The organism is Nocardioides sp. (assembly GCF_024509035.1).
Lineage (GTDB): Bacteria > Actinomycetota > Actinomycetes > Propionibacteriales > Nocardioidaceae > Nocardioides.
Genome location: NZ_JANINT010000334.1, coordinates 1 through 20,838, shown reverse-complemented (window position 1 = coordinate 20,838; position 20,838 = coordinate 1). Strand labels below are relative to the sequence as shown.

The window sequence follows — 20,838 nt, the reverse complement described above, 5'->3', positions numbered from 1 at the left end:
TGGCCCTCAACCTGGACTCGACGTTCCTCTCGGTCCAGGCCGAGGCGATCGCGATGATCCGCAGCGGCCGTGGTGGCTCCGTGGTCAACGTCGGGTCGACCAGCGGCATCACGGCCGCACCCAACATCGCGCCGTACGGCGCCGCGAACGCGGGCGTCATCCACCTGACCAAGACCGCCGCGATCGAGCTCGCGTCGTACGGCGTGCGCGTCAACTGCCTCGTGCCCGGGACGCACTGGACGGTCGGCACCCGCGCCCACATGAACAACCCCGACGCGCCGGCCTCCGTGCGTGAGTTCTTCGCCCGCTCTGCCGCGGCCACACCGCTCGGCGACCTCGGGGAGCCCGACCAGACCGCCGGCGTGGCGCTGTTCCTGGCCTCCGACCTGTCGTCCTACATGACCGGCCACTCGGTCATCTCCGACGGCGGCATCCTGCACACCACGGCCCGACCCGCCTTCGGAGGCGGCACCGTGCCCGACGCGATCAAGGAGTACGTCCGATGAGCGAGCTGACGATCATCGACATGCACTGTCACCTGTACCGCTCCGAGGAGCACGGGCAGGAGATGCGCGACTACTTCCTCACCGCTCCGTTGGTGAAGCCGGGCGCGACCAACCTCGGCACGCTGAGCGAGTTCGAGGGGATGATGGACGCCTGCGGCATCTCGGCGTGCAACGCCCTCATGCTGACCTGGTCGGGGCGCTACCACCGCCACGGGCAGTACCTGCTGCCCGACGACCCGGCCGAGCGGGAGGCCGCCGACGCCGACCTGCGGGCACGCGCTGCCAGACGCGCCCACGACAACAACTCCTGGGCGGCGCAGGTGAGCGCGGACAACGACCGGTTCACCTACTTCGCCGGCGTCAACCCGCTGGTGATGGGGCCGGAAGGCGCAGCCGAGGAGGCCGCCGTCCAGCTCGCGCAAGGCGCCCTGGGGATCAAGCTCAGCCCCGGCGACATCGGCGCCCCGGGCGGCGACCCCGCCTACTACCCGCTCTATGAGTACTGCGTGGCCCACGACGTCCCGATCCTGACCGAGACCGGCGGCCACAACCCGAACGTGCGCCCGGCCGGTTTCGCCGAGGCGCTGGCGGCGTACCCGGACCTCAAGATCTGCTTCGCCCACTTCGGTCATGACAAGGCCCTGCGTGGCCCTCTGGACCTGGAGGTGCTGGAGCTGGCTCGACGCTACGAGCGGGTCTACACCGACACCTCGCTGCGCCTCAACGAGGTGTACGACGGCACCTGGACCCCCGAGGACATGGTCGCTCACCTGCGCGACCTGGGCATCGAGCGTGCCATGTTCGGGACCAACTACGTCTTCTCCGACCTGCTCAACACCCGACCGGGCCACGTCGAGGCACCCGACCACGTCGACCCGCGGTTCACCCAGGTGTGGAAGTCGGTCGACGTGCTGAAGAAGCTGCCGCTCACCGACGACGAGCTGATCGGTCTCGCCTCCGGCAACTTCCGCACCTTCACCGACCGAGCCGCATGACCGCACTGATCTCCCAGCGCGCCCCGGTCCCGAGGGACCCGCACGCGCTCGACGCGCTCACCCGGCTCGTCGACGCCACCCGCGAGCTGATGGCAGCGGCCGCCACGACCGACGTCGAGCCCGACGAGGTGGCGCGGGCGACGTCGCTGATCGAGCAGGCCACCGAGGAGCTCTCCGCCCGGCGCCGCGACCGCGTGCACCGGATGCCGCTCGACGCGGACTGGGCCGCACGAGCCCGCGCGGGCGAGCCCGTGACCATGGCCTGGCTGAACCCGCTGCGGTTCCCGCTCGAGGTGGTGATCGAAGGACGCCGCGCCACCACGACGATGGTGCCGGAGGCGATCCACGAAGGCCCTCCCGAGAGCCTGCACGGCGGGTGGACCGCGGCGATCCTGGACCACCTGCTCGGCATCTTGATCTGCGCCCACGACCTGCCCGCCCGCACCGCGCAGCTGACGCTGACCTACCGCCGGGGCACCCGTCTCGACGTCCCGACGGAGTTCGGCGGTGAGATCGTCGAGATCCAGGGCCGCAAGGCGGTGACCCGGGCCTGGGTCCGCCAGGAGGGCGTGACCACCGTCGAGGCGGACGGCCTGTTCGTGCTGCCGCGCACGGAGGCGGTGTCCCCCTCGTGACCGACCTGTCCGTGACCGACCTGTCCGCCCCGGGCCGGGTCGTCGTCGTCACCGGCGGCAGCCGCGGGATCGGGCGCGGCATCGTCGAGGCCTTCCTGGCCCGCGGAGCCGTCGTCGAGACCTGCGGGCGCAGCGCCCCGGCGGCGCTCATCTCGGTCGAGGGCCGCGAGGCGGCCTTCACCGCGGTCGACGTCCGCGACCCCGCCGCGGTGCAGGCGTGGGTGGACGGCATCGTGGCGCGACACGGCGGCATCGACGTCCTGGTCAACAACGCCGGCGGCGCGCCGCTGGTCGACTTCTCCGACTCCTCGATCCGGCTGCTGACCAAGGTGTTGGAGCTCAACCTGACCTCCGCCGTCATCGTGACCCACGCCGCCCGGGACGCCCTGCGCGAGGGGTCCTGCGTCCTCTCGATCAGCTCCATGTCCGGCGCCCGTCCGAGCCCCGGCTCGGCGGTGTACGGCGCCGCGAAGGCCGGCCTCGACGCGTTGACCGCGTCGCTGGCCGCGGAGTGGGCCCCGCGGGTGCGGGTCAACGCGCTGCGGTGCGGCCACGTCGACTCCGACGGCGGCGACGAGCACTTCGGGGACGCCGCGTCCAAGGCCCGCATCGCCGCCACCATCCCCAGCCGCCGGATGGCGACGCCCGCCGACATCGGAGACGTCTGCCTGCTGCTCGCCTCCCCGCTCGCCCGTCACGTCACCGGCGCCGTCCTCGACGTCGACGGCGGTGGCGAGTGGCCCGCCTTCTTGATGGAGAGCCGCACGGCTCTTGTTCCACCCACCCCAGGAGAACCAACGTGAACGCCTCGACCGACGCCGTCATCGTCGCCACCGCTCGCAGCCCGATCGGCCGCGCCCACAAGGGCTCGCTGGCCATCATGCGGCCCGACGACCTCGGCGCCCAGGTCGTCGGCGCCGCGCTGGCCCAGGTGCCCGAGCTGGACGTCCGGACCCTCGACGACCTGATGCTCGGGTGCGCCCAGCCGGCCGGCGAGCAGGCCTACAACCTGGCTCGCCTGGTCGCCCTGGGCCTCGACCTCGACGGCGTACCCGGCACCACCGTGCACCGCTACTGCGCCTCCTCGGTGCAGACCACCCGGATGGCCTTCCACGCCATCCGGGCCGGCGAGGGCCGCGCGTTCGTGTCCGCCGGCGTCGAGTGCGTCTCGCGCTACGCCCGCGGCAAGTCCGACGGCATGGAGGACACCAAGAACCCCCGGTACGCCGAGGCCATGACCCGCACCGGCGAGCGTGCCAGCGGAGGTGCGACCTGGACCGATCCGCGGGCCATCGGGCTCCTCCCCGATCCCTACATCGCGATGGGCGAGACGGCCGAGAACGTCGCGGCGGCGTACGGCGTGAGCCGCGCCCGCCAGGACGAGTGGGGTGTCCGCAGCCAGAACCGGGCCGAGGAGGCGATCGCGCGCGGGTTCTTCGCGCGCGACATCACGCCGGTCACCCTGCCCGACGGCACGGTGGTGAGCACCGACGACGGCCCGCGGGCCGGCGTGACGCTCGAGAAGGTCTCCTCGCTGACGCCGGTCTTCCGGCCCGACGGCACCGTGACGGCGGCCAACTGCTGCCCCCTCAACGACGGCGCGGCCGCCCTGGTGATCATGGCGGCCGACCACGCCGCGAACCTCGGCGTCACCCCGCTGGCCCGGATCGTCGCGACCGGGGTCTCGGCGCTCAGTCCCGAGGTCATGGGCATGGGGCCGGTCGAGTCGTCACGTCGGGCGCTGGCCCACGCGGGGCTCTCGGTGTCGGACCTCGACCTGGTGGAGATGAACGAGGCGTTCGCCGCCCAGGTCCTGCCCTGCATCGACGAGCTGGGCCTGGACGAGGAGATCGTCAACGTCAACGGCGGTGCGATCGCGCTGGGCCATCCCTTCGGCTCCACGGGCGCCCGGTTGACCACCACGCTGCTCAACGGCCTCGCCGAGCGGGACGGCACCCACGGCCTGGTGACGATGTGCGCCGCCGGTGGGCAGGGCATGGCCCTGGTGGTCGAGCGCCTCAGCTGAGCGCGGTCTTGAGGACCTTGCCCGCGGCGTTGCGCGGCAGCTCGTCGACCAGGGTGACGACGCGCGGCACCTTGTAGTTGGCGACCCGCTCGCGCAGCCACGCGACCAGGTCGTCCGGCTCGGCCGCCATGCCGGGCCGCAGGACGACGTGGGCGTGGCACACCGCTCCCATCCGCTCGTCCGGCGCGCCGACGACCGCGGACTCGGCGACCGCGGGATGCCGGGCCAGCACGTTCTCGACCTCGACCGGCGAGACGTTGAAGCCACCCACGATGACGATGTCCTTGATCCGGTCCACGATCGTGAGGCAGCCGTGCTCGTCGATCCGGCCGACGTCGCCGGTGTGCAGCCACCCCTCGGCGTCGATCGCGCGAGCCGTCTCGTCGGGGTCCTCGAAGTAGCCGATCATCACCAGCGGACCGCGGACCAGGATCTCGTCGCGGTCGCCCAGCCGGACCTCGAGACCGGGCACGGGCGGTCCGGTCGTGCCGCGGACGTGCTCGAGCGGCTCACCGTGGCGCGACATCGTCACCACGACGCACTCGGTCAGCCCGTAGGCCTGCTTGACCTCGTCGAACCCGAGCACGTGCACCATGTCCTCGAAGAGACGCTCGGCCACCGCCGTGGCTCCGCACGTCGCGAAGCGCAGCGACGACAGGTCGAAGTCCGGACGACGAGGGTGGTCCAGCAGCCCGAGGAAGAGCGTGGGCGGTCCGGGCAGCACGGTCACGCGCCGGCTCTCCACCAGCTCCATCAGCGAGACCGCGTCGAAGACGTCGACCGGGAGGACCGTGGCGCCCGCGCTCAGCGACGCCAGGATCCCGGCCTTGTAGCCGAACGAGTGGAAGAAGGGGTTGACGACGGCGTAGCGGTCCGACGGCATCAACCGCGCGCCGTCGGCCCACGTGGTCGCTGCGCCGACGGTCTGGGCGTGGCTGCTCATCACGCCCTTCGGCAGGCCCGTGGTGCCCGAGGTGAACATGATGTCGGCGACCGTGTCGGCGCCGACCGCGTCGAGGGCGGCACCGAACACCGTCTCGTCGCAGGCGTCGGCCCCGGCGAGGAGCTCCTCCCACCCCAGCACCCGGCGGTCGTCGTCGCCCGAGGACGCATTGAGGTCGACGACCAGGGCGAGGTGGGGAAGCCCGGGCCAGCTCGCGTCGCTGGCGGGGTCGAGCTCCGCGCCCGCCGCCACCAGCATCGCCAGGTGGTCGAGCCCGAGGAAGCCGCGCGCGACCACCAACGTGCTGGCCCGCGAGCGGGCCAGCACCTGGTGCGCCTCGTGCCCCTTGTAGCGGGTGTTGAGCGGGACGACCGAGGCGCCGATGCACTGGGCGCCCAGGAGCGCCGCGACGTACTCCCACCGGTTGGGGCTCCACAGGGCCACCCGGTCGCCAGGGGCGACGCCCCGCGCGAGGAGCGCCCTCCCGACGCGGTGCGCGACCCGCTCCAGCTCGCGGAAGCCGATCGTCGTCGGACCGTCGACGACCGCGGGGTGGTCACCATGGGTGGCCGCGCCCTTGCGCAGCAGCTCGACGACGGTGGCGGCCATCCTCAGTCCTGGACCTCTCGGTCGCGGAGGCTGTGCGGATCGATCACCATGCGGATCAGCTCCAGCTCCTCCGCCGTCGGCTCCCGGGTGACCTCCGTCGTCGACACGTCGATGTCGAACCCGGTCGCTGCCTGCACCTGCTCGGGGGTCACGCCGGGGTGGAACGAGCGCACCTTCAGCCGGCCGTCGTCGCCGTAGTCGAGGACCGCGAGGTTGGTGATGACCAGACCCAGCTCGTGGAAGCGCAGCGCCGTCGAGGTGTGCGCGCGGGCGCGGTCGTTGCCGACCCCCGAGACGATGTCGACGGCCTCGACGAAGACCCGGCTGTCGTGCCGGGAGACCCAGTAGTCCACCCGGTGGTTGACCGTGTTGCCCGGAGCGCCACGCACGCCGATCAGCTGCCGCTTCGGCTGCCTCCAGTCGCCGATGGCCGAGATGTTCTGGTTGCCCCACTGGTCGATCTGCGACCCGCCCATCATCGACTGGCGGCGCCCGGAGTTCACCACGTCGAAAACCCGCCGGTACGGCAGCCAGCCCTCGACCTGACCGCCCGCTGCTGCACTGCCGCCCAACGGGGGCACGTCGGACATGAGGAACGCCTCGCCGTCGCCGACGACGAGGTCGGGATTGTGGGTCAGCCTCGCCAGCCGCACGCCGATCGCCGGGATCGTCCCGACGCCGTGGGCGAGCTTCTCCCCCGTGTCCCGCCAGGCATCAGAGCAGGCGACGGCGCAGATCTCGGCGCGGGTGACGCTCATCGGGTGGCCTCCTCGGCGAAGGCCGCGACGGCGGCCTGGTAGTCGGTCTCGGATCCGGAGAGGAACCGCTGCTGGAACGCCTGCCAGGCGTCCGCGTCCTTTCCGGACGCGGCGTACGCACGCTGGAACGCCTCGTCGCGGCCGTAGTCGGGCGCGCAGGAGGTGAAGTGAGCGCCGTGGGGCGTCTCGATGACGCCGTCGACGAAGAGCCGGCTGACGAGCAACGACTGGACCGGCGCCGTCGCGGTGAGCTCGGCGGTCGGGACGACCTTCTCGACGCTGAGGATCGTCTTGTCGGCCGCCTGGGCGAGCAGGTCGTCGAAGTACGGGTCCGGGCCGAGGTACTGGCCGTTGCCGGCGGCGTCGGCGCGGTTGAGGTGGATCAGCGAGACATCCATGCGCAGCCCCGGCATCGCCACGTAGACCTCGTCGTCGTAGGGCGATTCGACCAGCCTCAGGTGCGGGTTCATCTCCAGCACGCTGCTCTCCAGGCCGGCCCGGGTCGGCGTGAACGAGAGCCGGGCGGCGCCGGCGCGCAGGCCGGCGAGGAACATGCCCTCGTCGTACTCCTCGACCTCGATGCGCCCGTTCTCGCGAGCGGCTCGGAAGTGCGGGTCGAGGGCGATGCTGTCGAGGGAGACGAAGCCGTACACCGCCTTGCGCACCTTGCCGGCCGCGCACAGCAGCCCCACCTCGGGGCCGCCGTAGCTGACGACGGTCAGGTCCCGCAGATCGCTGCGCAGGATCTCGCGGATCAGGGCCATGGGCTTGCGTCGCGAGCCCCAGCCCCCGACGCCGATGGTCATTCCGGACTCGAGGTGCGTCGTGAGCTCCTCGAGCGGCATGGTCTTGTCGGCCACGCCTCCTCCTTCTCTTCGTTGGGTCAGGCGGACGCAGGTGCAGCGGTCGGCGGCTCGAGCAGCTCGACGCGCACCCGGTCGGGGTCCAGGACGTAGACGGCGCGGTAGCCGGCCAGCGGGGCCGAGAGGGTGATCGGGGCCGAGAGCGCGCCGACGCCGCGGGCCGCGAGCCGCGCGAGCAGCGCGTCGAGGTCGGCCACGGTGAGCGCGACGTGCGCGGCACCGGCGTGCCCGTTGTCGGGGTCGATCACGACGCCCGAGCCGCCGTCGTACTGGAGCAGCTCGACGACCGCGGTGCCGTCGGGCGGCGTCACGAACGCCTGGCGGACGACGATGCCCGGATAGCCCGTGACCTCGTCGATGCGGGGCCCGCGTCGCTCGTAGGGGCCGTCGACCGTGCCCCGCAGGAGGTCGGCGTAGAACTCCAGCGACCGGGTCATGTCGCGCACCGTGATCCCGACGTGGTGGATCATGCCGACCTCCTGTCCAGGAGGGTCCGGCGGTGCTCCCGCGCCGTGCCGAGCAGCTGGCCCGTGAGGTGGGCGCGCTTGAAGTAGCGGTGGGCCTCGTGCTCCCAGGTGATCGCGATGCCGCCGTGCAGCTGGATCATCTCCCCGGCCACCGCGGTGAACGCCTCGGAGCACCACGCCTTGGCCACCGCGGTCTGACGCTCGGCGTCCGCGGCCTCACGCGCCACCGCCCATGCGGCCGACCAGCTCGCGGAGCGGCCCGCCTCCACCAGCACGAGCAGGTCGGCCACCCGGTGCTTGAGAGCCTGGAAGGACCCTAGCGGACGTCCGAACTGCTCTCGCTGGCGGAGGAAGTCGACGGTGCGACCGAGCGCCGCCCGGGCTCCCCCGACCTGGAGCGCGGTCACTGCCGTCGTGGCGTGCATCCGCAGCCGTCGTACGGCGCGCGGGTCGTCGCTCAGCAGCGTGGCCGTCGTGGCGTGGAGCTCGACGGCCGCGACCTCGACGGACTGGTCGAGCGCGGTCGTCGGCTGCCACGCGACCTCCCCGGTGACCTCGAAGAGAGCCGGGCCCTCGGGGGTCGCGGCCACCGCCAGCAGGACGTCGGTGTGCGAGCCGAGGACCAGGTCGACGCGACCGGTCAGGGTCCACTCCTCGGCCCGCGTCGCGGTGAGGGCGCCGGCCTCGTCGGTGCCGGCGTTGCTCAGCCCCGCCCACACGACCGTTCCCGACGCGGTGCCCGCGGCCACCGCCGGCAGGATGCGGGCGGCGGCGTCGCTCGCTGCCTCCCCCGCGCTGCCGGGATGTGCGACCGCCGCGAGGAGCCCCTGCACGGTGAGCACCCCGGTCGACAGCAGAGGGCTCGGGGTGAGTGGCCCGCCCAGGACCTCGAGCACGACGTGGGTCTCGAAGCTCGAGGTGCCGACGCCGTCGTACTCCTCGGGGACCGCCAGGGCGCACACGCCGACCTGCTCGCACAGCTGGGTCCACAGTCCGCCGTCGTGCAGGTACGGCTCGGTCGGGCCCGGCGGCGCGATCTCTCCTCGCCGGTCGAGGACCTGGCGGACGGTGCGCGCCAGCTCCTGCTGGTCCTCGTCCAGGGCGAACCTCATCGGGCGCTCGCCGCACTCAGCAGCGCGTCCAGGACGCGGCGCCGGTGGAAGTCCTGGGTGCCCCACGCCGACGAGAGCGCCCGGACCTTGGTGAACCACAGGCTCAGGTCGTGCTCGAGGGTGTAGCCGACCGCCCCGTGGACCTGGAGGGCCGTGCGCGCTGACAGCCAGGCGGCGTCGGTCGCCGCGACCTTCGCCGCGGAGACGGCGCGGGTCGCGTCGGCCGCACCGGCGTCGAGGGCGAGGGCGGCACCGTGCACGAGCGGGGCGGCGAACTCCAGGGCGACCTTCACGTCGGCCAGCAGGTGCTTGACGGCTTGGAACTCTCCGACCGGGCGACCGAACTGGGTGCGGACGCACACGTAGCCGACCGCGTCCGCGAGCATCCGCTGCCCCGCGCCCAGCACCTGGGCCGCGGTGGCCAGCGCCGCGTGGTCCACAGCCCGGGCGACCTCCGGACCGGCATCGCCCAGCGCGGCCGCCGGGACGAGGTCGGCGGGTGTCCGGGTGGCGTCGACCGACGTGTAGTGGGCACCGACGGTCGCCCGGTGCACTTCGGTGCCGCGGACCAGCAGGGCGAGGTCGGCGCCGCGAACGTCACCGGCGCGCGGCGCGAGCTCCTCGACGGCAGCGGCGACGCGGAGGCGGCCCTCGGAGAGGGAGCTGAGCAGGTCGCCTGCGCCGTCGACGCCGCGCAACAGGACGGGCGCGAACGCCGCCGACTCCACCCACGGCCCCGGCACGGCGTGCCGGCCGAGGACGCCGAACGCCACCACGAGGTCGACGGCGCCGGCACCGATCCCGCCGTGCTCCTCGTCCACCAGGAGGGCCGGCAGGCCCAGCTCGGCGAGCGAGCCCCAGAGCTTCTCGCCGGGGCCGGTGTCGTCGGACGCCCAGGCCCGGGCGACAGTGGGGACGTCGACCCGCTGCAGCAGGTCGTGCAGCGCGGCGGCGAAGTCCCGCTGCTCCTCGGTGGTGCCGAACCTCATCGGGCCCTCCCGCTGTCGCCACGCGGCAGTCCGAGGACGCGCTCGGCGACGATGTTGCGCTGGATCTGGTTGGTGCCGGCGTAGATCGGACCTGCGAGGGCGAACAGATGGTCGTCGACCCAGGACCCCTCCGCCGGGGCGCCGGGTCCTCGGAGCTCCTGGTCGGCGCCGAGGAGCTCGAGCGCCGTCTCGTGCAGGTCGACGTCGAGCTCGGACCAGAAGATCTTGTTGAGGCTGCCCTCGGCTCCGACGCTGCCGCCGGCCTGCACGTGGGTGACCGTCTGCCAGGTGTAGAGGCGGTAGGCCTCGGCCCTGATCCAGGCGTCGACGACGGCGTCGCGGACGCTCGCCACGGCCTCGCCGCGCTCACGCCACAGATCGACCAGCCGGTCGGCCGCGGCGCAGAACCGGCCGGGCGAGCGCAGGGAGAGACCGCGCTCGTTGCCGGCGGTGCTCATCGCGACCCGCCAGCCGTCGCCCACACCGCCGAGCACGTCGGAGTCCGGGACGAAGACGTCGGAGAAGAAGATCTCGGCGAACCCGGCGTCGCCGTCGAGCTGCTCGATCGGACGGACGACGATGCCGTCGGCGTCGAGAGGGAAGAGGAAGTAGGTGAGTCCGGCGTGGCGCTGAGCGTCGGGGTCGCTGCGGAAGAGCCCGAAGCCTCGGTCGGCGAACGCCGCGCGCGAGCTCCAGGTCTTCTGTCCGTTGAGGACCCAGCCGCCCCGGTCCTCGTCGCGCTCGGCACGGGCACGGATGCCTGCGAGATCGCTGCCCGCCTCGGGCTCCGACCACGCCTGCGCCCAGACGACGGAGCCGTCGGCCATCGAGGACAGGTAGGCCTGCCGCTGCTCGGGAGTGCCGTGCTCGAGGATGATCGGGGCCAGCAGCGAGATGCCGTTCTGGGCGATCCGGGTCGGGCAGCCGGCGAGGTAGTACTCCTCCTCGAAGAGGACCCACTCGGTCAGGCTGGCCCCTCGCCCGCCGTACTCGACGGGCCACGACACCACCGACCAGCCGGCAGCGGCGAGGCTCGCCTCCCAGGCTCGGTGGGCGACGGCCCCCTCTGCGGAGTCCATCGAGGGCAGGCGTCCCGGCGAGTTCGCCCGGAGCCAGGTCCGCGCCTCGTCCCGGAACGCCTCCTCCTCGGCGCTCAGCTCGAGCGTCATGCCTCACCGTCCGCAGCCTTGTTGGCGCGGGCCATCGCCCGGGCGTCCAGCCCGGCGAGCGAGTCGGCCCCGACCTCGGCGTTGTGGGCGTGCGCCGCGTGGTGCAGCCCGAAGACGGAGTCCATCCCCGCCCGCGCACCCATCAGGTCCTCGCACTGGTTCACGGCCTTCTTGGTGAGGGTCAACCCGAGGCGCGGCATCTCGGCGATCCGCTCGGCCATCGCCATCACGGCGTCCTCGAGCTCGGCGCGCGGCACCACGTGGTTGACCATGCCGAGCTCCTTGGCCCGCTGCGCGTCGAAGCGGCCACCGGTGTAGAGGAACTCCTTGGCCGCTCGCGGGTTCATCACGAACGGGTGGGCGAAGTACTCGACGCCCGGGATGCCCATCCGAACGACGGGATCGGAGAAGAACGCGTCGTCGGAGGCCATGATGAAGTCGGCCGACCAGGCGAGCATGAGGCCGCCGGCGACGCAGGCACCTTGCACCATGGCGATCATCGGCTTGGGCATCTCGCGCCACCGTCGGCACATCCCCAGGTAGACCTCGGACTCGCGGGCGAAGCGCGAGTCCACCCCCTGCTTGCCGACGTGGTCGTACCAGATGACGGCCAAGCGGTCGAAGGACTCGTGGATGTCACGGCCGGGCGTCCCGATGTCGTGCCCGCCGCAGAAGTGCTTGCCGTGGCCGCCGAGGACGATCACCTTGATGGAGTCGTCGTCGACCGCACGGGAGAACGCCGCGTCGAGCGCGTAGGTCACCTTCGAGTTCTGCGCGTTGCTGTACTGCGGCCGGTTCAGCATCACCACGGCCACCGGCCCGCGGGTCTCGTAGGTGACGACCTCGGTCTCGTCGCTCATCATCTCTCCAGGTCTGCTCGGTGGCTGCTCATCGACGGTCTGCGGGCGCGGGGAGGTGAGCCGCCCTGCCGTGCTCGACGAACTCGCTCTCCAGGGCGACGCGATCCGCGTCGGCGAAGCGGCGGTACTCCGGGGTCCTGCCGACCCGGGCGAAGACCGGGTCGGCGGTGCGCCAGGCAGCCTGGCGCAGCGGTGCCTTGTCGACCTTGCCGCTCCCGGTGAGTGGCAGCGCCGTCACGATCCGGACGAACGCGGGCCACCACTTCGCGCCCATGTCCGGCTGGGTCGCGAGGAACTCGCCGAGGTCGTTCGGGTCCAGTGCCTCACCCGGCTGCAGCTCCACGCACGCCATGACGCGGTCGCCGGTCCTGGGGTCCGGGACCGCGAAGACGGGTGCGGCGGCGACCGCGGGGTGGCGCTGCAGCACCCGCTCGACCTGGGCGGCCGCGAAGTTCTCGGAGTCGACACGGATCCAGTCCGAGGACCGCCCGGCGAAGTAGAAGTAGCCGTCCGCGTCGCGGTAGGCCAGGTCGCCGGACCAGAAGTCCTCGCCTCGCACCCGGTCCGCATAGGCGGCGTCGTTCTTGTAGTAGCCCTCGAAGGTGTGCGCCAGGCCGACGGCGACGATCTGGCCGACTGCCTCGGGATTGGTCAGCCGCCCCGTCTCGTCGAAGACCGCGCGCGGGCACTCCGTACCGTCCCGCTCGGACAGGACGCGGACGTCGGCACCGCCCGCGGGCAGACCGAGCGAGCCGAGAGGGGTCTCGGGCGTGCGGTTGATGCGGAAGACGCCCTCCGAGAGCCCGTAGCCCTCGATCACCCGGCAGCCGAAGCGGTCTTGGAACCGCTGCACGTCGGCCTCGGAGGCCTCCGTTCCGAACGCGAGCTCCAGCCGGGACTCTGCGTCCTCGGGGCGTTCCGGTTGCGCGAGGACGTAGGACAGGGCTCGACCGACGTAGTTGACGTACGTCGCGCCGAACCGGACCACGTCGTCGGCGAACCGGGAGGCCGAGAACCGGCGGACCATCGCGACCTCGGCGCCGACGAACATCGCGGCGACCAGGTTCATCATCAGCGAGTTGCCGTGGAAGAGCGGCATGCACAGGTAGGTCACCGAGTCGCGGCGCAGCTCGACCCGTCCGGCGAGCACCGGAGCCACCCGGGCCAGGCGGCCCTGTCCCAGGACGACGGCCTTCGGCGCTCCCGTGGACCCCGAGCTGTACATCAGCGCGTAGATGTCGTCCGGCTCCGGGCGGGTGTCCGGCAGGCCAGCACCCCTGAACCCCGACAGCAGGGCGGCGTACTCCGGGCCATCGACGTCGTGGACCCGCTCGGGGGCGACGCCGTGGGGCTGACCGTCCACGAGGTGGCGCCAGCGTGACTCGGTGATGATCAGGTCCACGTCGGCATGCCGGATGTCGACGGCCAGCTCGGCGGCGCTGCGGCTGGAGTTGATGCCGACCAGGACGGCGCCCGACAGGCCCGCCGCCGCGGCCCAGAAGACGAAGTCCGGGACGTTGTCGAGCAGCACCCCGACATGCAGCTGCCGGCCGGCCGGCTGCCGCAGCGTCGCGAGGTAGGCCGCCCGGTCGGCCCCCTCCTGGACCACCTCGCCCCAGGTCCAGGCGGCGTCCTCGAAACGCAGCCCGGGCTCGGCATCGCCCTGGCGCAGCCGCACCAGGTCGGCGAAGGTCCGGCATTCGGGCGCAGCGGCCACATCGGTGGTCATCGAGGCTCCTGGTTCGGCGAGGTGTCGATCAGTGCCGAACCTAGGAAGCGCAGGGCGAACCGTCAGTCGCGCTCCCAGTGGCTGGAAGCAGCGTCGAGGCGAGCCATCAGCCGCTCGTCACGCTCGCGGTTCTCCAGCAGCTGGCGCAGCAGCCAGAGGCGCAGCAGCCGGCCCAACGACCCAGCGACGAACAGGGCGGCTCCCACGACGGCCAGCACGAGGAGGGCGATGGCCAGCACCTGGGTCGAGGCGATGTCGCGCGGGTCGTCCTGCGCCAGGGTGACGTTGTACTGGACGAAGCTGCCGATCAGGCCGCCGACCATCAGCAGGCCACCGACGACGAGCAGGGGGCGGTCGCCGGAGGCGGCTCCTCCCTTGCGGCGGTGGCCGGCGACAGCCTCCTCGAACTCCGCACGGCGTGCGAGGGTCTCCTGATCCGCGGACGGAGTGGTGGGGGTCTCGGTGGGCATGTCAGCCTCCCAGGTAGGTGGTGGAGAGTGCTTCTTCGAGGTCGGCCGGTGCACCGGTGCGCACCACCCGACCGTTGACCATGAGCACGGCCGTGTCGGCGAACGGCAGCACGATGCGGGCGAACTGCTCCGCGAGCAGCACGGTGATCCCCTCGGCCGCGAGGCCGGCGACGACGGCGTACATCTCGGTGACGACCATGGGCGCCAGGCCCATCGACAGCTCGTCGAGGAGCAGCACGGACGGATGGGTGCCGAGCGCGCGGGACAGCGCGAGCATCTGCTGCTCCCCCCCGGACATGGAGCCGGCCAGCTGGTTGCGCCGATCCCCCAGCCGCGGGAAGCGGGCGTAGGCCGCTTCCTCCATCTGGGTCAGCGTCGCTCGCCGCCCGGCAGAGACCAGGAGGTTCTCCCGGACGGTCAGGTTGGCGAAGACCCCCCGCCCCTCGGGGATCGTGCACACCCCGAGGTCCGCTGCCGCCACGGCCGAGATGCCGGTGACGTCGCGACCGGCGAGCCGGAGGCGGCCGGCGGTCAACGGCACCTGACCGTTGAGGACCTTCATGGTGGTCGACTTGCCGGCGCCGTTGGGTCCCAGGAGAGCCACGACCGCACCGGCCGGGACCCGCAGGTCGACGCCGTGCAGCACCTCGATGTCGCCGTACGCCGCATGCGCGCCGACGAGCTCGAGCGCTGGCGGATGCCCAGTCATGCCGTGGCCTCCTGCCCGATGTAGGCCTCGATCACCGCGGGCGAGGCCTGCACCTCCGCAGGGGTCCCGCTGGCGATCAGGCGGCCGTGGTCGAGGACGTGGATGGTGGTGCAGGTCTGCATCACCAGCGGCAGGTCGTGCTCGACCAGGCACACCGCGGTGCCGGCACCGGCGATCTCCAGCAGCAGCTCGGCGAAGGTCTCGCTCTCGCTCTCGGTCTGCCCGGAGGCGGGCTCGTCGAGGAGCAGCAGGACCGGCTCGGTCATCAGCGCCCGCGCCACCTCGACCACGCGCGCTCGGCCCGTCGGCAGCGCAGAGACGTCGAGGTCGGCCACGTCGAGCAGGCCGGTGCGCGCCAGGACCTGCTCGGTGCGGGCCGCGACGTCGAAGCGGCGTCGGGTGTTGGACCGCACGATGTCGCCGGCGACCCGGACGTTGTCGCGGACGCTGAGGGACAAGAAGAGCTCCAGGCGCTGGAAGGTCCGCGCCATGCCCGCGCGACCACGCCGCCCCGGACTCCAGCGGGTGACGTCGCGGTCCTGGAACCGGACGCCTCCCGAGGTCACCGGCTGCATGCCGGTGATCACGTTGAAGAGCGTCGTCTTCCCCGCCCCGTTGGGTCCGATGAGGCCCGTGACCTCCCCCGGCCTCACGGCGATGCTGACGTCGTCGAGCGCGACGTTGCCGCCGAACGTCACCGTGACGCCGTGGGTCTCAAGCACGGGCATGGCCGGCCTCCGTCTCGATGCGCAGCTCGCGGTCGATCCGCTGCCGCAGGGCGAGGGTGTTCGGGGTCGTGATGCCCTCGAGCTCGAGGGGCAGCGGCCGGGCGCGGTCGGGTGCCCAGGCGGTGGCCACCGCCGGCAGGAGCGACCAGAGGACGACGCTGACGAACAGGAGCAGGGCCGGGCCGAGGAGGCCCGCGTAGGCCGCGAGCAGGAGCGCGACCTGGACGGCGGCTCCGCCCCAGCGCACGAAGGGCACCCGCGCGAGCCCCCGCTGCCGCTCGAACACGTCGTGCAGGAAGCCGCTCGGGCCGTTGGCGACGCCGATGCCGACGAGCGCGGTCGCGACGAGGAGCAGGTGGTGGACGATGTCGAAGGTGTCGCGGTACTCGGGGTGGGTGAGCGCGATGTCCCCGAGGACCAGCTGGAGCGAGGTGATGCCGGCTCCTGCGATCAGGCCAGCCACGAGCGCACCGGAGACGTAGCCGATGCCGCAGACGACGGTGAGCATGACCAGGGACAGGCTGACGGTGAACCCGAACGTCTCGGCGGAGACCGAGACGACGGCCATCGACATGAAGATCCCACCCAGGCCCGCGATGCCGGTCGACAGCGCGAAGACGCCGAGCTTCAGCACCATCAGGCGCTGGCCGAGCATCGCCGCGGCGGCGGGGCTGTCCTTCATCGCGGCCAGCCGACGACCGTAGCTGCTGTTGCGCAGCGCGACCACGCCCAGCCCCAGCGTCGCGAACAGGGTGCTGAGGACCCACAGGAACGTCGTGGCGTCGGCCAGGTCGAGCGGGCCGACCTCGAGCGGCGGCATCAAGATGTTGCCGTTCGGGAAGATCACGAAGGTGTGCCCGAACAGGGTGCGCGGCGTGGTGTCGCGCAGCAGCATCGCCGAGACGATGCCGCTGAACGCCAGGGTGGCCAGGGCGAGGTAGAGCCCGCGCAGTCGCAGGGCGGGCAGGGCGACCAGCGCCCCGGTGATCGCCGCCACGGCGACCCCGGCGACGAGGCCGGTCAGAGAGAGCCGGGGATCGGCGGCCGTGGCGTCGCTGCCCACGTGGTAGGCGACCAGGGTCGCCACCGCGGCGAAGCCGAGCGGGGCGAGGTTGAGCTCACCGGCGTACCCCGTGAGAAGCACGACCGACAGGGCGATCACCGCGAACGAGAGACCGACGAGCAGCGTGCCCACGCGCGCCTCCGAGATCAGGCCGCCGAAGGCGACCAGCCCGATGACGCACGCCACCGCCCAGAGCGCGGCCCGAGGCAGAGGCGGGGTCTGGTACCGCTCGCGCGAGCGGGTCGCCGTGCCTCTCAGCCGCTCGTGAGGAAGGAGGAGCAGGACGACGAAGAGCACCACCATCGGCAGGGCCCTCTGGAAGTTCCCGACCCACGTCCATTCGGCGGGCGCGTAGCCCACCAGGTAGGTGGAGCCGAGGCCGAGCACCACGGCGCCCACGAACGTGAGAGGGATGCTGCGGAGGCGACCGAAGAGCGCCGCGGCGAAGGCGTCGACGACCAGCAGGGTCAGCGCGTTCGCCTCCAGCGTGCCGCCCATCACCGGCGTGACCAGCACCCCGGCGAGCACCGCCAGGGTGGAGCCGATCATCCAGGCCGAGGCTGAGATCCGATCGGGGTCGTGACCGGAGAGCTTGAGGAGCTCGGGGTCGTCGACCGCCGCCCGCATCAGCACGCCGATGCGGGTCCTGTTGAACAGCCACCACAAGGCCACGGCGATCGCCGCGGCGATCACCACGCAGAGCACCTGGTGGTAGCGCAGGGTGACGCCGAGCAGATCCACCGTGCTGTCGGCCCCGAAAAGCATCGGGGGGACCCGGCCCTCCTGGGGGTTCCACACCCACTGCGACAGCGAGACCAGCCCGAGGAGGACCGCCACGGTCACGACCACTCGGGTCACGATCTCGGTGTCCCGCAGTCGCCGCATGATCAGGGTGTGCAGCAACCACCCCATGCCGGGGCCGAGCACACCCAGGACGACCACCAGGGCCAGCCAGGTCGGCAGCTCCCAGACGACGCGCGCCTGGTAGAAGGTGAACGCCCCGATCATCGCCTGGGCGCCGTGGGCGAAGTTGAAGATCCCGGACGTCGTGTAGGTCAGCACCAAGCCGGACGCGGCGATGGCGTAGATGGCGCCCACCACCAGCCCGAGGGCGGTGTAGGTGAGGAACGTGTCCATGCGGACCCTTCCGAGGTCAGCCAGGCAGCCCGGGAGGTGATCCTCCCGGGCTGCCCGAGGGTGACTACTGCTGCTGGAGGAACGACTTGAACTTGCGGTCCTCGGTCAGGGTGATCCCGGAGATGGCGGGGTCCATGTCGATGACGTTGGCGGGGTCGCAGGAGAACTCACCCTGCGTCTCGGGGAACACCTGCTTCCAGGTCCCACCGTTCAGCTCGACGAGCATGACGCACTCGCTGGGCAGGTTCTCGCCGGGGTTGGTCGGCGCCTGGAGGCCGCCTGCGGTCCACTCGGTGACACCCGCCAGCTTCTCCATGACGCAGTCTCGCGTCAGCTCCGAGCCGCACTCCTTGGCCGCGGTCGCCCAGAGCAGGAAGGCGGAGGTGGCGAACTCACCGGTCATGCCGGTCTTGCCGCCGTTGCCCTCGACGATCTCCTTGTACTGCGCGACTGCCTCGTTGACGTCCGCGTTCTCCAGGGGCTGCACCATGAGCGTCGTCAGCAGGCCGTCGGCCGCCTTCGTCTGAGCGTTCCACGCCGCTCCGGCCGCGCCGTACCACTGCGACTCGGCGAGCTGGGGCAGGTCGACACCGGCCTGCTGGTTCGCCTCGAGGAGCCCGAAGATCTGCGGCGACGGCGTGTAGGAGTTGAAGAACGACTTCGCGTCACAGCCCTTGAGCTTCTGGGCCAGCGGCGCGTAGCTGGACTCCCCGGCCATGTGCAGCATGACGCCGCAGTCCTTGGGCGGGTTGCCCAGGGTCGCCAGCGCGGCGCTGACCTTGTAGTTCGAGACCTGGGTCGCGGGAGCGTCGGTGCCGATCGTCGTGATCGACTCACCGAGCTCGGGAACGAGCTCCATGGCCGCCTTCAGGCCACCCGCGTTGTAGCGATCCGCCGGGTAGGGCATCGGCTCGATCTTCAGCTCGCCCATGCCGGCGTTCGGGCCGACGGTGAAGGCGGGCACGTGCGGCAGCTTGCACTTGACGCGGATGGGGTCGCCCGCGAAGTCGTTCGCGAACCCGTCGCCCACGAGCATGAACTCCTTCCCGCAGGCCTCCTTCATGACCGGGACCATGTTGCTGATCGCGGCGTCGTAGCGGGTGCCGACCAGCTCACGGCCGTTGATCCCGCCCTGCTCGTTGCACCACTTGACCATCGCGTCCACGGCATCGCCCACCTCCTGGGAGAGGCCCGGAGCCGAGGCGAAGCCGCGATCGTCGCCGTACCCGATGGCGATCGAGTCGTCGGTGACGCCCTGGTCGGTGGCTCCCGTGGCGTCGCCGTCGCCACACGGGGACTCCAGGTCGCCGAAGCTCACAGCCTCGGCAGGAGCAGTGCTGGCACCGTCGCCGCTGCTCGTGGGGTCGTCACTGCGCGAGGTGCCGCATCCAGTCACGACGGCGGCCAGGCTGATGGCGATGACGCCGGCCCTGAAGCCCTTGTTGAGTCTCATCTCTGCTCCTAGTCCCCGAGAGGTCAGGTACCTCTGAATGGCAGCCGCATGGTTGCTGTGAGGCCCACCACACGAAACGTGGCTCCCAGTGGCCGGGAGCGCCGGCGGCCAGGCGCCGGCACCGACGACACGGTGAGGCGTAGGGCGAGAGCCCGTCGCCGACCCGAAGGAACCCTCATGCAGATCACCGACGCCACCGCTGTGGTCACCGGAGCCGCCTCAGGTCTGGGGGCGGCGACAGCACGCGCGCTCGCCGGCCGCGGAGCTCGGGTCATCGGGCTCGACCTGCCGAGCGCGCTCGAGTCCGCGGACGAGGTCCCGGGGGTGCAGCTCCTGGGCTGCGACGTCACGGACGCGGGCCAGGTCGGGGCCGCACTCGACCACGCGGTGGACGAGGCCCGTCCGCTGCGGATCGTCGTCAACTGCGCCGGGATCGCCCCGTCCGCCCGCATCCTCTCGCGCCGAGGCACCCACGACCCGGCGCTGTTCGCGAAGGTCGTCCAGGTCAACCTGGTGGGCACCTTCACCGTCATGGCCCTGGCCGCGGAGCGCATCGCCACCGCGTCGGAGCTGGCCGACGGCCAACGCGGGGTCATCGTGAACACCGCCTCGATCGCCGCCTTCGACGGCCAGATCGGCCAGGCGGCGTACGCAGCCTCGAAGGGCGGCGTCGTCGGACTCGGCCTGCCCGCCGCTCGTGACCTCGCCCAGGTGGGCATCCGGGTCAACACGATCGCCCCGGGCATCGTGGAGACGCCGATGCTGGCCACCGTCTCGGAGGACTTCCGGGCGGGGCTGGCCGCCGGTGTCCCGTTCCCACCGCGGCTGGGCCGGCCCGACGAGTATGCACAGCTGGCGCTCTTCCTCATCGAGCACGACTACGTGAACGGCGAGGTCGTCCGGATGGACGGCGCCCTGCGGATGGCTCCGCGGTGAGCGCCGTGAAGACCTACGCCGTCACCGGCGCCGCCTCCGGCATGGGCGCAGCAGTGGCCCGACAGCTGCGTGCCGCCGGGCACCGGGTCATCGACGTGGACATCCAGGCGGCGACCGTGACGGCGGACCTCTCCACCAGCGCCGGACGCCGACGCGCGGCCACCGCGGTGCTCGAAGCCTGCGGCGGCCGGCTCGACGGAGCGGTCCTGGCAGCCGGCGTGGGCCCCGCCCCCGGCGAGCACGTGCCGCCGCTGATCGTGCAGGTGAACTTCTTCGGGGTGACCGAGCTCCTCGAGGCGTGGCGGCCGGCACTGGCGGCGACCGGGGACGCGAAGGTCGTCGTGTTCTCGAGCAACTCGACGACCACCACTCCGCTGGTCCCCCGCCGCGCGGTGCGGGCACTGCTCGAGGGTGACGCCGAGGACGCGTTGCGCCGGGTCGGCCGGATCCCCGCGATGCGGGCCGCGTGGGCGTACGCGGCGTCGAAGATCGCGGTCAGCAGGTGGGTGCGCCGCACAGCGGTGCTGCCGGAGTGGGCCGGCGCCGGCATCCGCCTCAACGCCCTCGCTCCGGGCGCGGTGCTGACGCCGCTCCTGGAGAAGCAGCTCGCCACGCCCTCCGAGGCGCGCAACATCCGCGCCTTCCCGGTGCCGGTGGGTGGCTTCGGCGATCCCGACCGGC

General features: G+C 72.1%; 21 protein-coding genes. 7 read left to right on the top strand and 14 right to left on the bottom strand.

Annotation, left to right across the window (positions count from 1 at the left end):
* From Q0L15_RS20675 to Q0L15_RS20655, 5 genes are all read left to right on the top strand, one after another.
* Nucleotides 1–506: SDR family oxidoreductase (locus Q0L15_RS20675; protein WP_296606575.1), on the top strand; the 506-nt coding region annotated here is incomplete at its 5' end.
* On the top strand, nucleotides 503–1,501 hold the full coding sequence (locus tag Q0L15_RS20670) for an amidohydrolase family protein (RefSeq protein ID WP_296606573.1): 999 nt from the start codon (nucleotides 503–505) through the stop codon (nucleotides 1,499–1,501). The genes Q0L15_RS20675 and Q0L15_RS20670, both read left to right, overlap by 4 nt.
* Nucleotides 1,498–2,136, top strand: coding sequence for a PaaI family thioesterase (locus tag Q0L15_RS20665; protein WP_296606572.1), 639 nt, complete (start codon nucleotides 1,498–1,500; stop codon nucleotides 2,134–2,136). Before Q0L15_RS20670 ends, Q0L15_RS20665 begins: the two co-directional genes overlap by 4 nt.
* Nucleotides 2,133–2,939 carry an SDR family oxidoreductase gene (locus tag Q0L15_RS20660; protein WP_296606570.1) on the top strand — a complete coding sequence of 269 codons (807 nt, stop codon included), beginning with the start codon at nucleotides 2,133–2,135 and terminating at the stop codon, nucleotides 2,937–2,939. Before Q0L15_RS20665 ends, Q0L15_RS20660 begins: the two co-directional genes overlap by 4 nt.
* Entirely contained in the window at nucleotides 2,936–4,162 is a 1,227-nt protein-coding gene (locus Q0L15_RS20655) for an acetyl-CoA C-acetyltransferase (RefSeq protein ID WP_296606569.1), read from the top strand. The genes Q0L15_RS20660 and Q0L15_RS20655 overlap by 4 nt, the downstream gene beginning before the upstream one ends.
* On the opposite strand, the gene Q0L15_RS20650 is transcribed toward Q0L15_RS20655, so the two are convergent.
* The 14 genes from Q0L15_RS20650 to Q0L15_RS20585 all read right to left on the bottom strand — a co-directional run bounded on the left by Q0L15_RS20650 (nucleotide 4,155) and on the right by Q0L15_RS20585 (nucleotide 19,221).
* Entirely contained in the window at nucleotides 4,155–5,714 is a 1,560-nt protein-coding gene (locus tag Q0L15_RS20650; RefSeq protein ID WP_296606567.1) for an AMP-binding protein, read from the bottom strand. The genes Q0L15_RS20655 and Q0L15_RS20650 overlap by 8 nt on opposite strands.
* A 2-nt stretch (nucleotides 5,715–5,716) precedes the next feature.
* Nucleotides 5,717–6,472 carry a CoA-transferase subunit beta gene (locus tag Q0L15_RS20645; protein WP_296606565.1) on the bottom strand — a complete coding sequence of 252 codons (756 nt, stop codon included), beginning with the start codon at nucleotides 6,470–6,472 and terminating at the stop codon, nucleotides 5,717–5,719.
* On the bottom strand, nucleotides 6,469–7,332 hold the full coding sequence (locus Q0L15_RS20640) for a CoA transferase subunit A (protein WP_296606564.1): 864 nt from the start codon (nucleotides 7,330–7,332) through the stop codon (nucleotides 6,469–6,471). Before Q0L15_RS20640 ends, Q0L15_RS20645 begins: the two co-directional genes overlap by 4 nt.
* Nucleotides 7,333–7,355: 23 nt before the next feature.
* On the bottom strand, nucleotides 7,356–7,805 hold the full coding sequence (locus tag Q0L15_RS20635) for a VOC family protein (protein ID WP_296606562.1): 450 nt from the start codon (nucleotides 7,803–7,805) through the stop codon (nucleotides 7,356–7,358).
* Entirely contained in the window at nucleotides 7,802–8,914 is a 1,113-nt protein-coding gene (locus tag Q0L15_RS20630) for an acyl-CoA dehydrogenase family protein (protein WP_296606561.1), read from the bottom strand. Before Q0L15_RS20630 ends, Q0L15_RS20635 begins: the two co-directional genes overlap by 4 nt.
* Nucleotides 8,911–9,903 carry an acyl-CoA dehydrogenase gene (locus Q0L15_RS20625; RefSeq protein WP_296606559.1) on the bottom strand — a complete coding sequence of 331 codons (993 nt, stop codon included), beginning with the start codon at nucleotides 9,901–9,903 and terminating at the stop codon, nucleotides 8,911–8,913. The genes Q0L15_RS20630 and Q0L15_RS20625 overlap by 4 nt, the downstream gene beginning before the upstream one ends.
* On the bottom strand, nucleotides 9,900–11,072 hold the full coding sequence (locus tag Q0L15_RS20620) for an acyl-CoA dehydrogenase family protein (RefSeq protein WP_296606558.1): 1,173 nt from the start codon (nucleotides 11,070–11,072) through the stop codon (nucleotides 9,900–9,902). Before Q0L15_RS20620 ends, Q0L15_RS20625 begins: the two co-directional genes overlap by 4 nt.
* On the bottom strand, nucleotides 11,069–11,932 hold the full coding sequence (locus tag Q0L15_RS20615; RefSeq protein ID WP_296606556.1) for an enoyl-CoA hydratase: 864 nt from the start codon (nucleotides 11,930–11,932) through the stop codon (nucleotides 11,069–11,071). The genes Q0L15_RS20620 and Q0L15_RS20615 overlap by 4 nt, the downstream gene beginning before the upstream one ends.
* 28 nt (nucleotides 11,933–11,960) lie before the next feature.
* The gene (locus tag Q0L15_RS20610) at nucleotides 11,961–13,661 is read right to left on the bottom strand and encodes an AMP-binding protein (protein WP_296606555.1); all 1,701 of its coding nucleotides are present in this window, start codon (nucleotides 13,659–13,661) and stop codon (nucleotides 11,961–11,963) included.
* A gap of 62 nt (nucleotides 13,662–13,723) precedes the next feature.
* Entirely contained in the window at nucleotides 13,724–14,131 is a 408-nt protein-coding gene (locus tag Q0L15_RS20605; protein ID WP_296606553.1) for a hypothetical protein, read from the bottom strand.
* 1 nt (nucleotide 14,132) lies between these two features.
* Nucleotides 14,133–14,840, bottom strand: a complete 708-nt coding sequence (locus tag Q0L15_RS20600) for an ABC transporter ATP-binding protein (protein WP_296606552.1) — start codon at nucleotides 14,838–14,840, stop codon at nucleotides 14,133–14,135.
* Nucleotides 14,837–15,568 (bottom strand): ABC transporter ATP-binding protein, encoded by a 732-nt coding sequence (locus Q0L15_RS20595; protein WP_296606551.1) that lies wholly within the window; start codon nucleotides 15,566–15,568, stop codon nucleotides 14,837–14,839. Before Q0L15_RS20595 ends, Q0L15_RS20600 begins: the two co-directional genes overlap by 4 nt.
* Nucleotides 15,555–17,768: an ABC transporter permease gene (locus tag Q0L15_RS20590; RefSeq protein ID WP_296606549.1), complete on the bottom strand. Its 2,214-nt coding sequence runs from the start codon at nucleotides 17,766–17,768 to the stop codon at nucleotides 15,555–15,557. The genes Q0L15_RS20595 and Q0L15_RS20590 overlap by 14 nt, the downstream gene beginning before the upstream one ends.
* Nucleotides 17,769–17,832: 64 nt before the next feature.
* Complete coding sequence (locus Q0L15_RS20585) at nucleotides 17,833–19,221, bottom strand: ABC transporter substrate-binding protein (protein ID WP_296606547.1); 1,389 nt, start codon at nucleotides 19,219–19,221, stop codon at nucleotides 17,833–17,835.
* Nucleotides 19,222–19,398: 177 nt separating this feature from the next.
* Here Q0L15_RS20585 and Q0L15_RS20580 point away from each other — a divergent pair, with 177 nt between their 5' ends.
* Both Q0L15_RS20580 and Q0L15_RS20575 read left to right on the top strand, forming a co-directional pair.
* Nucleotides 19,399–20,157 (top strand): SDR family oxidoreductase, encoded by a 759-nt coding sequence (locus Q0L15_RS20580; protein WP_296606546.1) that lies wholly within the window; start codon nucleotides 19,399–19,401, stop codon nucleotides 20,155–20,157.
* Nucleotides 20,154–20,838 (top strand): SDR family NAD(P)-dependent oxidoreductase (locus Q0L15_RS20575; protein ID WP_296606544.1); only part of this gene is annotated, 685 nt, incomplete at its 3' end. The genes Q0L15_RS20580 and Q0L15_RS20575, both read left to right, overlap by 4 nt.

Excerpts from the sequence above, each read along its gene's own strand:
- Q0L15_RS20600 (WP_296606552.1), bottom strand. The coding sequence starts at position 14,840 with ATGACTGGGCATCCGCCAGCGCTCGAGCTCGTCGGCGCGCATGCGGCG.
- Q0L15_RS20590 (WP_296606549.1), bottom strand. The coding sequence starts at position 17,768 with ATGGACACGTTCCTCACCTACACCGCCCTCGGGCTGGTGGTGGGCGCC.
- Q0L15_RS20605 (WP_296606553.1), bottom strand. The coding sequence starts at position 14,131 with ATGCCCACCGAGACCCCCACCACTCCGTCCGCGGATCAGGAGACCCTC.
- Q0L15_RS20635 (WP_296606562.1), bottom strand. The coding sequence starts at position 7,805 with ATGATCCACCACGTCGGGATCACGGTGCGCGACATGACCCGGTCGCTG.
- Q0L15_RS20645 (WP_296606565.1), bottom strand. The coding sequence starts at position 6,472 with ATGAGCGTCACCCGCGCCGAGATCTGCGCCGTCGCCTGCTCTGATGCC.
- Q0L15_RS20595 (WP_296606551.1), bottom strand. The coding sequence starts at position 15,568 with ATGCCCGTGCTTGAGACCCACGGCGTCACGGTGACGTTCGGCGGCAAC.
- Q0L15_RS20585 (WP_296606547.1), bottom strand. The coding sequence starts at position 19,221 with ATGAGACTCAACAAGGGCTTCAGGGCCGGCGTCATCGCCATCAGCCTG.
- Q0L15_RS20625 (WP_296606559.1), bottom strand. The coding sequence starts at position 9,903 with ATGAGGTTCGGCACCACCGAGGAGCAGCGGGACTTCGCCGCCGCGCTG.
- Q0L15_RS20665 (WP_296606572.1), top strand. The coding sequence starts at position 1,498 with ATGACCGCACTGATCTCCCAGCGCGCCCCGGTCCCGAGGGACCCGCAC.
- Q0L15_RS20580 (WP_296606546.1), top strand. The coding sequence starts at position 19,399 with ATGCAGATCACCGACGCCACCGCTGTGGTCACCGGAGCCGCCTCAGGT.
- Q0L15_RS20615 (WP_296606556.1), bottom strand. The coding sequence starts at position 11,932 with ATGAGCGACGAGACCGAGGTCGTCACCTACGAGACCCGCGGGCCGGTG.
- Q0L15_RS20610 (WP_296606555.1), bottom strand. The coding sequence starts at position 13,661 with ATGACCACCGATGTGGCCGCTGCGCCCGAATGCCGGACCTTCGCCGAC.
- Q0L15_RS20650 (WP_296606567.1), bottom strand. The coding sequence starts at position 5,714 with ATGGCCGCCACCGTCGTCGAGCTGCTGCGCAAGGGCGCGGCCACCCAT.
- Q0L15_RS20630 (WP_296606561.1), bottom strand. The coding sequence starts at position 8,914 with ATGAGGTTCGCCCTGGACGAGGACCAGCAGGAGCTGGCGCGCACCGTC.
- Q0L15_RS20670 (WP_296606573.1), top strand. The coding sequence starts at position 503 with ATGAGCGAGCTGACGATCATCGACATGCACTGTCACCTGTACCGCTCC.
- Q0L15_RS20620 (WP_296606558.1), bottom strand. The coding sequence starts at position 11,072 with ATGACGCTCGAGCTGAGCGCCGAGGAGGAGGCGTTCCGGGACGAGGCG.